The organism is Roseateles koreensis, from assembly GCF_028595305.1.
Classification (GTDB): domain Bacteria; phylum Pseudomonadota; class Gammaproteobacteria; order Burkholderiales; family Burkholderiaceae_C; genus Paucibacter_A; species Paucibacter_A koreensis.
Genome location: NZ_JAQQXS010000003.1, coordinates 98867 through 111665 on the forward strand (window position 1 = coordinate 98867; position 12799 = coordinate 111665).

Below are 12799 nucleotides of genomic sequence, written 5' to 3' on the forward strand. Positions count from 1 at the left end.
GGCCCGGGATATGAGTAAACCGCTCGTCAATCCCGGCAGGCGCCAATGGGTGCTGGCCTCCGCCTTGGCGGGGGTCGGCCTCGACGCCGTGGCCGGCAACGAACAGCCACCGCAACTGCCTGCTTCACGCCAACCCGGTCTCACCCTGAAGCCGGGCGCGCGCCGCATGCGCATTGCTTTTGGCTCCTGTGCACGGCAGGAAAAACCGCAACCGATCTGGCAAGCCATCGCGGCCGTGCACCCGGATTTGTTCGTTTTTCTGGGGGACAACTTTTATGCGGACGCGCAGAGCGAAGCCACGCTGCGCCAGCGCTATCGTGAATTTCGCGAGTTTCGTGAAACGGCGCCGCTGCAAGCTTTTCGCCGGGCAACGCCGCATGTGGCCATCTGGGACGACCACGACTTTGGCGATGACGATGTGGGGGGCGAGTACGCCCACAAGAAGCTGTCGCAACAGCTGTTCTGCGATGAATGGGGTGAACCGGCCGAGTCCCCCCGCCGCACCCGCAGCGGTATTTACGAGAGCTACCGATTTGAGGCGGGTGGCCGCAACGTGCAGCTGATCATGCTGGACCTGCGCTACAACCGTACAGCCCTGATCGTGGACCCGGCGCTCAAACAAGACTACCGCATGATGGTACTCAAAGCCAAGCTGACAGGCGCGCCGATGACGGGATGGTACGTGCCCAATGCCGACCCCAAGGCCAGCATGCTGGGCGAGGCGCAATGGGCCTGGCTGGAGCAGCAACTGCACGAGCCGGCGGACGTTCGCATCATCGGCTCCAGCGTGCAGTTCGCCGCGGACGGCACTGGCTGGGAAGGTTGGGCTAACTTTCCACTCGAGCGGCAACGATTCGTCGATCTGCTCAAGAAGACCCGCGCCGAAGGCGCGTTCATGATCAGCGGCGACATGCATTACGCCGACATCTCACGGTGGCCCGTCAGCGACGGCTATCCCTTGTGGGACATCACCTCCAGCGGTTTGACCGAGGTGTGGGACATTCCGACGCCCAATCGCCAACGCGTCTCGGCGGTGTTGGCGGAACAGAACTTCGGCCTGGTTGATCTGGACTGGTCCGGCGGCAGCCTCGACATCAAGCTGAGCATTTGCGATGTGCATGGGCAGGTGAAACTGTCTCAGGCATTGCGTCAAGACCAATTGCGTTTCGGCGAAAACCTCAGCGCAAAGGCTGGCAAATCATGACTTTGAATTTTCGCGCGCATCGCGTTTTTCAGGCCACTGCGGGCCTGACACTGGGGCTTGCCGTCGGGCTGTCATCCGCGGCGACACAGCCCAGCGCGCTTGAAAAGGCAGCCCGCGCCGAAGGAAAATTGGCCACCGTGGGCATGCCGGACGCCTGGGCCAATTGGCAAGGCACCTGGGCCGACCTCAAACGCATTCATGGCTTGGTGCATGTGGACACCGACATGAGCAGTGCCGAAGAAATCGCCAAGATCGAGGCCGAAAAAGGCAATGCCACGGTGGACATAGGGGACGTTGGTTTTGAGTTCGGCGCCATCGCCAAATCGCGCGGCATCACGCGCGCCTACAAACCCAGCACCTGGGATCAAATTCCCGAATGGGCGAAAGATGCCGACGGACATTGGGCGCTGGCCTACACCGGTACCATCGCCTTCGCGGTCAACACCAAACGGGCCACTCAGGTGCCCCGCAGCTGGAAGGCCTTGTTCGCCGGCAACTATCGTGTACTGGTGGGCGAGGTGGGTCGCGCTGCACAGGGCAACGCTGCTGTGTTGGCAGCGGCGGTGGCTTTGGGCGGTGATGAAACCCATCTGCAGCCCGCGCTGGCGGCCTTTGGCCAGATCGCTCGGCAGCATCGGCTGGTTACGGTCAATCCCGCACCCGCCTTGATGGAGCGTGGCGAAGCTGACGTGTTCTTGCTGTGGGACTTCAACGCGCTCTCGTATCGCGACAGAATTCCTAACGCGGCGGACTATGAAATCTTGATTCCGGCAGACGGCTCGATCACCAGTGGCTACACCACGCTCATCAACAAAAACGCGCCCCATCCCAATGCCGCGATGCTGGCCCGCGAGTACATCTTCAGCGACGCGGGGCAGATCAACCTGGCCTTGGGGCATGCCCGCCCCATCCGCGTGGATCACATCAAGATGCCCGTCGAGGCCCAGGGTAAGCTGCTGGACAGTGCGCAATACCGCAATGCGAGGGCCATTCGTCCGCAACTGTGGACGGAGGAGGTCAAGAAGTTGCCGCGCAGCTGGCTGCACGAGGTCACCGGAGCGATGCAGTGAGCGGGGCATCTTTCGTTAGCCCGCTGACAGGCCGAAAACTGGTTTTTGTGCTGGCGGACGGCCTGCGTGCCGACACCGCCCGCGACTATATGGGCTATCTGCAAGCCCTGCGTGAAGCCGGGCGTGCTCAGTGGAGCAGCCTGCGCTGTGAGCTCCCCAGCCTATCCCGGCCGCTCTACGCCACGGTGCTGACAGGGCGCCGCCCGCTTGAGCACGGCCTCGTTGGCAATATGCCTGCGGGCCGGTATTGCGGCGACAACCTGATTGAGCAATTGGCCGCACATGGGGGCAAGACCGCCGTGGCCGCCTACCACTGGTTTTACGAGTTATTGTCAGGTGAAGTGTTCGATCCCTTGTTGCATCGTCATGCACTAACTCCTCATCTCAGTGGTGCCGCCTGGTACTGCGAAGACGAATACCCCGACTCGCATTTGCTGGCGGACGCTGAGCATCTGCGCCGTACCTTGAGTCCCGTGCTGCTGTTCGTGCACCCCATGGGGCTGGATCATGCCGGCCACACTCACGGGGGCGAGTCGGCCGCGTATGCGATGGCCGCAAGGCGGCTGGACATGCAACTGGCGCAATTGGTGCCGCGCTGGCATCAGGCCGGTTATGACGTTTTGCTCACCAGCGACCACGGCATGAATGCCGACCGTATGCACGGGGGTGCCCTGGCGTGCGAGCGAGAGGTGCCCCTGGTGTGGGCGCCGCATGCCGCGCATGCGGACGCTGCGCCTGAAGAATTGCCCACCGACCAACTGGGCCTGCGAGCCTTTGTTTTGAGCCAGCTGTGCTGCGTTTGAACCTTTCTCCCCGTTTGGCGCTGTGGGCGGCCTTGCCCTTGCTGACCCTGGTTCTGCTGGCGGTGCTCATGCCCTTTGGGTGGCGCAGCGTCGGCTTGTTGCAGTCCTGCTTACAAGGCGAGGCGTGCGCCTGGCAGGAGTTGTTGAGCGATGACTACTACCTGCGGGCCTTGTGGAGCACGGTGTGGCTTGCCGGGGTTTCCAGCCTGGTTGGCATGCTCATCGGAATGGGCGCCGCCGTCGCCTTGGCCGAGATACCGCGCTGGCGGCCTGCAGTCTCTTTGTTGAGCAGCCTGGGCGCAAACTTTGCCGGCGTGCCCCTGGCTTTGGCCATGACGCTGTTGTTTGGCGCGCAGGGCGTGATCCGTGGCGTGTTTGAAGCGGCTGGCCTGCAATTGCCGTTTGATCTTTATCGCAACTCAGGTTTGCTCGTGGCTTATGTCTGTTTTCAGGCGCCGCTGGCGTGCCTGCTCTTGCTGGCACCGGTTCAATTGCTGGAGGGGGGGCTGATGGAGGCTGCTACGACACTCGGCGCCAGCCCTGGATTTTTCTGGCGTCGTGTAGGCTTGCCCATGCTATTGCCCAGCCTGCTGGAAGTGGGTAGCTTGCTGTTCGCCAATGCGGCAGCGGCGTATGCCACGCCGTTCGCGCTGTCTGGGACGGCTGCCAATGTGCTGGCCGTGCGTGTTGCAGCCTTGGTGAGCGGCGACATCTTCGCCCAGCCCGAGTTGAGCGCTTTGCTGGCGCTGCTGATGTTTTTCATGTTGGTGGCGACGATTGTGGCGACCAGAATTTTGGCCGCGCGGCTGCGCAGGGGGCTGGCGTGAGCGGCGGCGGGCATCAAACTGCAGGGGCGATTCGGGCGCGCAGGGGGCGGTACGGCCCCAAGCCCTCGCGCGTGGCGCTGTTCGTTTTGCTGGTGCTGGTGCTGTTGCCGCCGGTGGCGGTGTTGATGTATGCGCTCACCGAGCGTTGGGACTATGGCCTGCTGCCCGAAGCGCCAACCCTGCAATGGCTGTTGGGCGTGGTGCGCGATGAACGCAGCCTTGCTGCCTTGCGCAATACGGTGCTGCTGTCGTGCCTGAGCGCATGTGTGGCGGTGGTGCTGGGCGGTTTGGCCAGCGTGCTGGCTTGCCTGGCCGCGCCACGTTTGCGGGCCTTGCTGGACGTCTTGTCGCTTTTGCCCTATGCGGTACCTCCGGTGGTGATCGCCGTCGGCGCGCTAGAGCTGTTTGTGGGCCGTTGGGGCGGCTACCTGGACCTGCGTATGGTGTATGTGGCCGTGGTCGCGCCGTTGCTGTTCCCCTTGGTGCACAAGACCTTGGCGGCTGCGCTGACTCAGTTGGATGCCGCACAGCTGCTGGAGGCAGGCCGCACGCTGGGTGCCAGCGACGGCACGGTGCTGCGGCGGGTCTTGCTGCCGCTGCTGTTGCCGGCCCTGGGGAGTGCTTTGCTGCTGTGCTGGGTGACCGCCGCCATGGAGTTTGCAATCGCGAATCTGCTGCTGGGTGGCACGGTTGAGCTGCTGCAACCTCTGATGAACAGCATGCGGGGCGTCAACGGCCATCAATCGGCGGCGCTGATGGTGCTGAGCTTTGGCGCAGTAGCGGTGCTGGCCGCCTTGGTGCAAGCCTGTGGCGCCTGGAAGTCTTCTGGAAAATCACGATGAACGAAGTGTTGCCGATGCAGCTGCAAGTGCAGCAAGCCCGTGTGAACCTGGGGGGGCGGCCCGTTTTGCGGGATGTGGATGTGAGCATTCCGCAGGGTCAGGTGCTGGCGCTGTTGGGGGGCTCTGGCTGCGGCAAGACCACCTTGCTACGCGCCATTGCCGGTTTGCAAGCCTTGCATGGCGGGCACATCCACATGGGCGGGCGGGATATCAGTCGGGTACCTGCGCAGGAGCGCGGCATGGGCGTGGTGTTTCAGAACTACGCCTTGTTTCCCAATTTGTCGGTGCTGGAGAACATCAAATTCGGCGTGTTGGCCGATGGCCATGGGCAGACTGAAGCCACCTCGCGTGCCAACGAGTTGCTTCAGCTAGTTGAACTGCAGGCTCAGGCGACGAAGGTGCCGGCTCAGTTGTCCGGTGGGCAGCGGCAGCGGGTGGCGTTGGCGCGAGCCCTCGCGCGCAAGCCTTCGCTGCTCTTGATGGACGAGCCGTTTTCGGCCCTGGATGAGTCCTTTCGCGTGCCGTTACGCCGCTCGTTTCGCCATCTTCAACGCGCTTTGGGGCAAAGCTGTCTGCTGGTCACCCATGACCGCGAAGAGGCGTTTGAACTCGCTGATCAGGTGGCGGTGATGTTTGATGGCCGCATCGAGCAGTGCAGCCCACCGCTGACCCTGTGGCGGCGCCCGCAGACCCGGCGCGTGGCCGAATTTTTGGGCGCCTTTAACTTGCTGGACGCTCGCCACGCGCCTGGCGTGCTGTACCGCGACCGCGGGCACTGGATCTCGCCCATTGCCATGCTCACGTGGGTACCGCAGGCTGCATCGCCCCAAGGTGAAGCGCAGCCACCATCTGGCGAGGCTGCTGGTGATGCCGGCGATTGGCTCCTGCGCGCGCAGGTGCAAGCCTGTTTTATCGGGCAGCAGCGTGTGGCGATTGAACTGGTCAACGCGCAAGGCGGCATTTTGACGCTCTGGGCCGATCATCAATCTGCCTTGCCCGAGCCGGGCCGTTGGCTTGATTTACGGGTGCGGCTGGCGGATCTGCAGTATCTGGCGGAGTGAACGCAGAAACAAAAAAACCGCAGTCTCGTCAGTGAAGCGGTTTGGGCGCGGCTGCGAGCCAAGCTCGTGCGGCCGTGAAGTCGAACTGATTCAGATGGGCTTCAAATGCTGAAAGCCTTGGCCCCAGGGCCAGGTACAAGGCGGCGCGGTGGGTGTTGAACACCTCCAGGGCATCAGGATCGTCTTGTGCCAATAAGGCATCGATCTCGCTCATGATTTGCTGCGCGTCTAAGCCTTGTGCAGCAGGGGGAGTCCTTGGCGCAGCCAAGGGCTGATCGGGCCAAGACGAAGCGGGCCACGCCGCATCGAGTGCCACGAGCAATGCCTTGAATGCAGTCTCTGCGGCTGGCCAGCTGGCCTCGAAAGCGCGCATTTGGGCGTCGCCGTCATCACCCCCTCGCTCACGCAACACCGCCTCCAGCGCTGCCAAGGCGGGCTGCAGATCGACCGCGCCCAAGCTCCCTGCGAGGCCTTTGAGGCTGTGCGCCAAGCGTTCGGCATCGTCCCAGGACTTGCTCGCCACCCAGGTTTGGAGCTGTTGCAGGGCATCACGTCGCGTGTCGCGAAATTTGCGCAGCAGGTCGGCATAGAGCGCCTGATTGCCGTTCAAATGCCGCAAGCCTTGTTGGAGGTCCAGGCCAGGAATGGCGGTGGGCAGGTGCGGCTCAAGCGGCGCGGTGTCCGGCAGCTGCCCGCTGCCGGAAAATCGACTGTGATTGAGATTGCGTGCGGGTGTTTGTGCTGAAGCCCCCAAACCTTCGCGGTGCTGAATCCAGTGGCTCAGGGCCAGTCGCAATTCCGTGGGTTCAATGGGCTTGCAGAGAAAGTCGTTCATGCCGGCATCAAAACAGCGCTGGCGATCCACCTGCATGGCGTTGGCGGTCATGGCCAGAATGGGCAGTGCCTTGAAACGGGCGTCGGCGCGAATTTTGCGCGTGGCCGTCACGCCGTCCATCACCGGCATTTGCATATCCATCAATACCAGGTCGTAGGCATTGGCGGCCAACTGGTCCAGCGCACGTTGGCCGTTTTCGGCGATGTCGACGCAAAAGCCCGCGTCCTCAAGAAGTTCGCAGGCCACTTGTTGGTTCAAGTCGTTGTCTTCCACCAGCAAGATGTGGGTGCCCCGCAGCGCTTGCAGGGCCTGATCCACGGCCGCATTACCGGGGGCAGCAGCGATTGCGGGCACTGCGGGCCGCGTGGCTTCTGGTCCGAATTGCCGTGGTTGTTGAGTGCTTAATGTTTCTGGTGAAAATCTGGCGGTGAACCAGAACGTCGTGCCGTGATCAGGCTCGCTCTGCACGCCAATTTCTCCCCCCAGCAACTCCGCCAGCCGTTTGCAGATGGCCAGCCCCAAGCCCGTGCCGCCGTATTTGCGGGTGATGGAACTGTCGCCTTGCGAAAAGCTTTGAAACAGACGCTCGATCTGCTCTTGGCTGAGCCCGATGCCGGTATCGCGCACTTCAAAACGCAGGCTCAGCGGCGGTTGGTTGGCAAGGGGCGCGGCTTGTGCGTCCGTGCTGATGCTCAGCGCAATCTCGCCTTGGTCGGTGAATTTGACTGCGTTATTGGCCAGGTTGATCAAAATCTGGCCGAGCTTGAGTGGGTCGCCGCGCAGCGCTTGCGGCACATCGGGCGCTATGTTGATGGTCAGCTTCAAACCTTTGTCTTGTGCTTTGTGCGAGATCAGGTTGACAAGGTTCTCGATCACGGCGGACAGGTCGAAGCTCACGTGCTCGACCGTCAACTTGCCGGCCTCGGCTTTCGAGAAATCCAGAATGTCGTTCAGGATGCCGAGCAGGTGCTGGCCTGAATGCTGCACTTTATCGATGTAGTCACGCTGGCGCTCATTCAGTTCGGTTCGCCCCAGCAACTCCGACAGCCCGATGATGGCGTTCATCGGCGTGCGGATCTCATGGCTCATGTTGGCGAAGAACAGGCTCTTGGACTGCGCGGCCTCGTCCGCCAGTTTTTTAGCCTGTTGAAGATTGAGCTGCGTTTGTTTGTGATCGGTGATGTCCACGCACCAGCCGCACATCAATTCTTCGTTCGCCTGTGTCAGGGCTGACAAGCTCAGATATGTCCAGAACTGCGACCCATCGCGGCGCTGGAAGTGCACCTCCGCGTTGACCACCACGCCGTTGCGTCGCACCTGTTCCAGTAACTCCAGGCGTTGCTCCGGGTCGACAAAAAAATCACTGACTGCGAGGCCTGATGACTCATCGGGGCGCAGCTTGAAATACTGCAGAAAGCTCTTGTTGGTCATGCGAATCTCGCCGTTGCTGTCGGTCAGCATGAAGCTGAGCGGGCTGGATTCGATGATGTGGCTGATCAAGGCCTCGCGATCCCGCTGCACTGCGGCGTTATGGCGGCGCTCGCGCTCGGTGTTGCGCAGGCTGGTTTGGGTTTGTTTCAGCCATCCCAACACGCTGTCGCTTTGTTCCGCCGCGACGGCAATGGGGATCGAGAAATCCAGTTGACCCAGGCGGCTGATGTGACCAAAAACATCGTCCACCGAGCCGCCCAGTGTGGCGCGCAAGGCTTTGTGCGTCCGCACCAGCATGCTGAGCAGGCCCAAGCCCATCAAGCCGCAGATCACGCGCCAGACCGTGGCTTCGTCTCGGGCTGCATTGACCTCCTGCCGCGTGCGCTGCGTCATCAGGCGATCAAATTCAGCAATCGGTGCCATGATGCCGGCCTTGCCAGCCAAATAGGCTTCATCAAACAGTTTCAGGCGTGCGCTTTCGCGGCGTTCAGTGACGATTTGGGGCGATGCATGGTCGTCGGCCGCATTTTCCAACTGCTGCATCGCGGCAATTTCGACCTCAGTCAAGGCGTCAGACTTGTGTTTGGCGTCCACCAACTTGCTGTATTCAAGGTCGGTGAAGCCAGCCCCCTTCATCATTTCTAGCAAAGCGACAGGTGAACCGACGGCGGGGCCCGGTTGGTAGTTGGCCGCGCTGACCAAATCCCAATAGATGCCGGGATATTCGACTGGCCGCCCACGGCGGCCGTCGCGAATCTCAAGAATCGCGTGGTAGTAGTCTTTGAAGCGAGGGTCCCCGGTGAGGAGGTAGTTTCGCGCCATGCGCGTCAGGTCGTTGGACGACTGGCGCAGTTCTGTGCCCAGCAAAACAGACTGGTGTTGAACTTCATAGGCGTGATCCACCCGGCTTTCTTGCACGCAGTACGCAGTGAACGCGACTGTCAGCAGCACGATCATGGTGACCGTTAGTGCAATATTGAAAGTAAAGGTGGATGGCGTGCGCTTCATGGCAAGGTGGCGCCGACCGGGCCGCAGTGCTGTGAGCGGCCCTTTTACCATGGCTACCCCGTGTGAAGGGCGCGTTCGCGATGCTGGCGGGAGAAGGGGGCGATGTGAGGTTGACGAGCCCTACCCCGGCACTGGTTACAACGGCTAGGGCTGCTTGGTTCCCCACCTGACCCGGTTGGCCGCGCTTCCATGCGAGGAGGCCCGTCAAGACGCATTGTAACCGAGGCTGCGCGTGGTCCTGGCGCGCCGACTGATTTTGGGGTCTGAGACTCGGGGGCGCGAGTCCCAGACTGTGGCGAAGGCGCGAGTTGGCTCAGCGCAGTTGCAGATCGTCGTCGCTGAAGCGGATGTTCAAGGGTTCGATCAACAACTGCTTTTCGCCCGCTTCCAACTGCCCGGCAACCCACGCATCGATGCCGCAGGCCTTGGCCACTTCGACGGTGCGGGCAGCGTCAGCGGCGGGCACGAAGATGGCGAAACCGGCGCCCATGTTCAGCGTGGAATAGGCCTCGCGGTCATCTTGCCTGGCGTGTTCTTGCATGAATTTCAACACCGGCGTGACAGGCGGCACGGTGTGGATGCGGTAGGTGAATTGGCCGGGATGGCGCAGCAGCTTGCGCCAGCCGTGGCCGGTGATGTTGGCGCAGTAATGAGGCTGGATACCCGCCTTGAACAGCGCTTCGGTCACGGGGGAGTACAGCACCGTGGGCGCCAGCAAGGCGTCACCATAGGTGAGGCCGGGTTCGATCTCGGTCAGATAGCCCTGGGGCAGCCGCTCCACCAGCTTGCGCGCCAGGCTCAGGCCGTTGGCGTGGATGCCGCTGGAGGCCAGCAGCACGATGGCGTCACCGGCGCCGAGCTTGTCGCCAACAGACAGACGCTCTTTGGGGTTGATCAAACCAGTGCACGAGGCAGCCAGGTCAATGCGGCCGCTTTCCACGATGCCGGCCAGCGCGGGCGTTTCGCCACCGCCCCAGGCCACGGCGCAAACGTCACAGGCGCGCTTCCAGCCTTCCACCAGGCTTTGCGCGCGCTGCTTGTCGCCAAACCAGTCGGAACCGCCAGCGGCCCAATAGGCTTGCACCACCAAGGGCGTGGCCCCCACGGTGATCAGGTCGTTGATGGCCATCGCGATGGTGTCTTGGGCGATGCCGTCGTAATAGCTCTTGCCGGTCAGTTGGCGCATTTCGTCAGCGACCAGGGTTTTGGTGCCCAGGCATTCAACGATGGAGGCGATATAGAACGGGCCAACGTCCACCACATAGGCGGACTCACCGCGTGAGGCCAGGACTTCGCTGAAACCGTGCCCGGCCAAGTGGGCGCCGGTGGCGGCAGCTGCGCGTTGGGCGCTGATCTTTAGCGGGTCGATCAAATCGTAGTTGACCCCCGCTTGTTCGTAGCTGAGGGTGTCGGGGGAGGAGGGGGCATGCGTGCTCATGGGGCAGGATTATCGGTCAGGTCGCGCCGCCCGGGTTGGCGCCTTCCGCCCGCCTTAGAATCCGCCACCATGAGTTACCAGGTTCTCGCGCGAAAGTACCGTCCCCACAGCTTTGAAGAGTTGGTGGGTCAGGAGCATGTGGTGCAGGCCTTGGCCAATGCGCTGACGCAGCAGCGGCTGCACCATGCCTACTTGTTCACCGGTACGCGGGGCGTGGGCAAGACCACCGTCTCGCGTATTCTTGCCAAGAGCCTCAATTGCACGGGCGCAGACGGCCAGGGCGGCATCACCGCGACACCATGCGGGGTGTGCGATGCCTGCCGCGACATCGACGCCGGCCGTTTTGTGGATTATGTGGAGCTTGACGCCGCCTCCAATCGCGGCGTCGAAGAGATCTCGCAACTGCTAGATCAATCGGTGTACAAGCCGGTGATGGGCCGCTTCAAGGTCTACATGATCGACGAAGTTCACATGCTCTCCAACACGGCCTTCAACGCAATGTTGAAGACGCTGGAGGAGCCACCGGACTATTTGAAATTCGTGCTGGCCACCACCGATCCGCAAAAGGTGCCTGTGACGGTTTTGTCACGTTGCCTGCAGTTCAATCTGCGACCGATGGCGCCTCAAACGGTGTTGAGCCATTTGCAACAGGTGTTGCACGCTGAAAACGTCGCGGCCGATGCGGGTGCTTTGCGTTTGCTTTCACGGGCCGCACGCGGCTCCATGCGCGATGCGCTGTCACTCACCGACCAGGCAATCGCCTTTGGTGCGGGGTCGTTGGTCGAAGAGGGTGTGCGCCAGATGCTGGGCACCGTCGACCGCGGCCACGTGGTGGCGATCCTGGAGGCCCTGATCGCCGCCAGTGGGGTCGACGTGGTGGCGCAGGCTGATGGCTTGCGCAATCTGGGCTTGTCCGCTGCGGGCACTTTGGAGGACTTGGCCGGGCTGTTGCAGCAGATGGCGGTGGCGCAAGCTGCCCCCGGGGCCTTGGATGCGACGGATCCCGATACCGCTGAAGCAGAACGTTTGGCGGCCTTGTTGCCGGGCGACGAGATTCAGTTGATGTACAGCATGGCCTTGCATGGCCGGCAAGAGTTGGCCTTGGCGCCCGATGAATACGCTGGCTTGCTGATGGTCTTGCTGCGCATGTTGAGCTTTCGCCCCATGGGCAGTGCCGGGCAGCGAGTTGTGCGGCCGGCAGCGACAGCGGGGCAAGTAGGGCATACAGGGGCAACGGGGCCAGCGATGAATCGCAGCGCACGGCCGGCCCACGAGGGGCAGGCGGCAAGCGCCGCAGCGCCTTTGTTGCGCTCGGGCGTGGCGGCACCGGCGTCAGCCTCGGTACCCGTTCGCTCCACACCACCGGCCGTGCACTCTGTTGCACCGCCTGTTGTTCAGGCTGTTGTGGCGCCCGCCAAGCAAACGGTCGCGCCTGTGCCTGTGCCTGCGCTCGTGCATGTACCGCCGCCTGCGCTCGTTGTGGCTGCCCCGGCTCCGGTATTGGTTTCCCCACCCGCTGTGGTGGATGCGCCTGCCATGTCGGCGCCTGAATCCAGCGCCTCTGCTGCGCCGGCGCCAAAGAGCCTGCCGGTGGCGGCGGTGAGCAAAGCGCCGGCAACTGAAGGGGGGCACAGCGCCCGCCTGCGGCCTCGGGCTGTCGTGCGAGCGCCTGAAGTTGAGGCCGCGTCGGATGAGCCGCCGCCTTGGTTGGATGCGCCGCCGGCCGATGACGACGGTGCGTCAAACGCGAGTGACGAAGCGGCCTGGGACGATGCCGATTTCCCCCAGGGTGCTGCGGCCGAGGCTGTGCCAACACACGCGGGCACCAGTGCCGAGCGCCGCGCCTATGCCTCCACTGCGGGTGAAGATGTGCCCTTGCGCCCCACGCCCATGGGTCAGCGCTGGGCCGAGTTGATCCAACCCTTGGGCCTGGCCGCCTTGACGCGTGAATTGGCCGTTAGGTCTGAATGCGTGGGCATGACCCAGCAGGGTGATACCCAGGTCTGGCGCTTGCGGGTGGAGCGTGAATCCCTGCGCCAACCGGCCCTGAAGGACAAGTTGCAAGCAGCCCTGACGGCCGCCTTGCAGCATTCGGTGGTGCTAGAGCTTGAGCCCGGCGTGGCCCATGATTCACCTGCCTTGCGGGATGCGGCCGCAGCGCAGGCGCGCCAGCGATCGGTCGAGCAGATTGTGGTCAAAGATCCCTTGGCGCAAGTACTGCTTGCGCAGTTCAAGACGGCGCGCATCGTCCCGGGATCGATCAAAGCCCATTGAGTTGAT

9 protein-coding genes and 1 other RNA gene are annotated in these 12799 nt (G+C 62.8%); 7 read left to right on the forward strand and 3 right to left on the reverse strand.

The window, feature by feature from the left end; genetic code table 11:
* Positions 1–10: 10 nt before the first annotated feature.
* The 6 genes from PRZ01_RS03955 to PRZ01_RS03980 all read left to right on the forward strand — a co-directional run bounded on the left by PRZ01_RS03955 (position 11) and on the right by PRZ01_RS03980 (position 5807).
* A complete protein-coding gene (locus PRZ01_RS03955) occupies positions 11–1204 on the forward strand; it encodes an alkaline phosphatase D family protein (protein WP_273595465.1) in 1194 nt (397 codons plus the stop codon).
* Entirely contained in the window at positions 1201–2274 is a 1074-nt protein-coding gene (locus tag PRZ01_RS03960) for an ABC transporter substrate-binding protein (RefSeq protein ID WP_273595466.1), read from the forward strand. Before PRZ01_RS03955 ends, PRZ01_RS03960 begins: the two co-directional genes overlap by 4 nt.
* Positions 2271–3077, forward strand: coding sequence for an alkaline phosphatase family protein (locus PRZ01_RS03965; RefSeq protein ID WP_273595467.1), 807 nt, complete (start codon positions 2271–2273; stop codon positions 3075–3077). The genes PRZ01_RS03960 and PRZ01_RS03965 overlap by 4 nt, the downstream gene beginning before the upstream one ends.
* On the forward strand, positions 3074–3904 hold the full coding sequence (locus PRZ01_RS03970) for a hypothetical protein (protein WP_273595468.1): 831 nt from the start codon (positions 3074–3076) through the stop codon (positions 3902–3904). The genes PRZ01_RS03965 and PRZ01_RS03970 overlap by 4 nt, the downstream gene beginning before the upstream one ends.
* 71 nt (positions 3905–3975) lie before the next feature.
* Positions 3976–4746 (forward strand): ABC transporter permease, encoded by a 771-nt coding sequence (locus tag PRZ01_RS03975; protein WP_273595469.1) that lies wholly within the window; start codon positions 3976–3978, stop codon positions 4744–4746.
* On the forward strand, positions 4743–5807 hold the full coding sequence (locus tag PRZ01_RS03980; RefSeq protein ID WP_273595470.1) for an ABC transporter ATP-binding protein: 1065 nt from the start codon (positions 4743–4745) through the stop codon (positions 5805–5807). Before PRZ01_RS03975 ends, PRZ01_RS03980 begins: the two co-directional genes overlap by 4 nt.
* A gap of 28 nt (positions 5808–5835) precedes the next feature.
* Here PRZ01_RS03980 and PRZ01_RS03985 read toward each other — a convergent pair whose 3' ends face one another.
* The 3 genes from PRZ01_RS03985 to PRZ01_RS03995 form a co-directional block, all read right to left on the reverse strand.
* The gene (locus tag PRZ01_RS03985; RefSeq protein ID WP_273595471.1) at positions 5836–9081 is read right to left on the reverse strand and encodes a hybrid sensor histidine kinase/response regulator; all 3246 of its coding nucleotides are present in this window, start codon (positions 9079–9081) and stop codon (positions 5836–5838) included.
* A 109-nt stretch (positions 9082–9190) separates the two neighbouring features.
* Positions 9191–9287, reverse strand: an RNA gene (ffs, locus tag PRZ01_RS03990) — signal recognition particle sRNA small type.
* 107 nt (positions 9288–9394) lie between these two features.
* The gene (locus tag PRZ01_RS03995) at positions 9395–10519 is read right to left on the reverse strand and encodes an AIR synthase-related protein (RefSeq protein WP_273595472.1); all 1125 of its coding nucleotides are present in this window, start codon (positions 10517–10519) and stop codon (positions 9395–9397) included.
* Between the two features lie 69 nt (positions 10520–10588).
* On the opposite strand from PRZ01_RS03995, the gene dnaX reads away from it, so the two are divergent.
* Positions 10589–12793 carry a DNA polymerase III subunit gamma/tau gene (gene dnaX, locus PRZ01_RS04000; protein ID WP_273595473.1) on the forward strand — a complete coding sequence of 735 codons (2205 nt, stop codon included), beginning with the start codon at positions 10589–10591 and terminating at the stop codon, positions 12791–12793.
* The last annotated feature ends 6 nt before the right edge of the window (positions 12794–12799 follow it).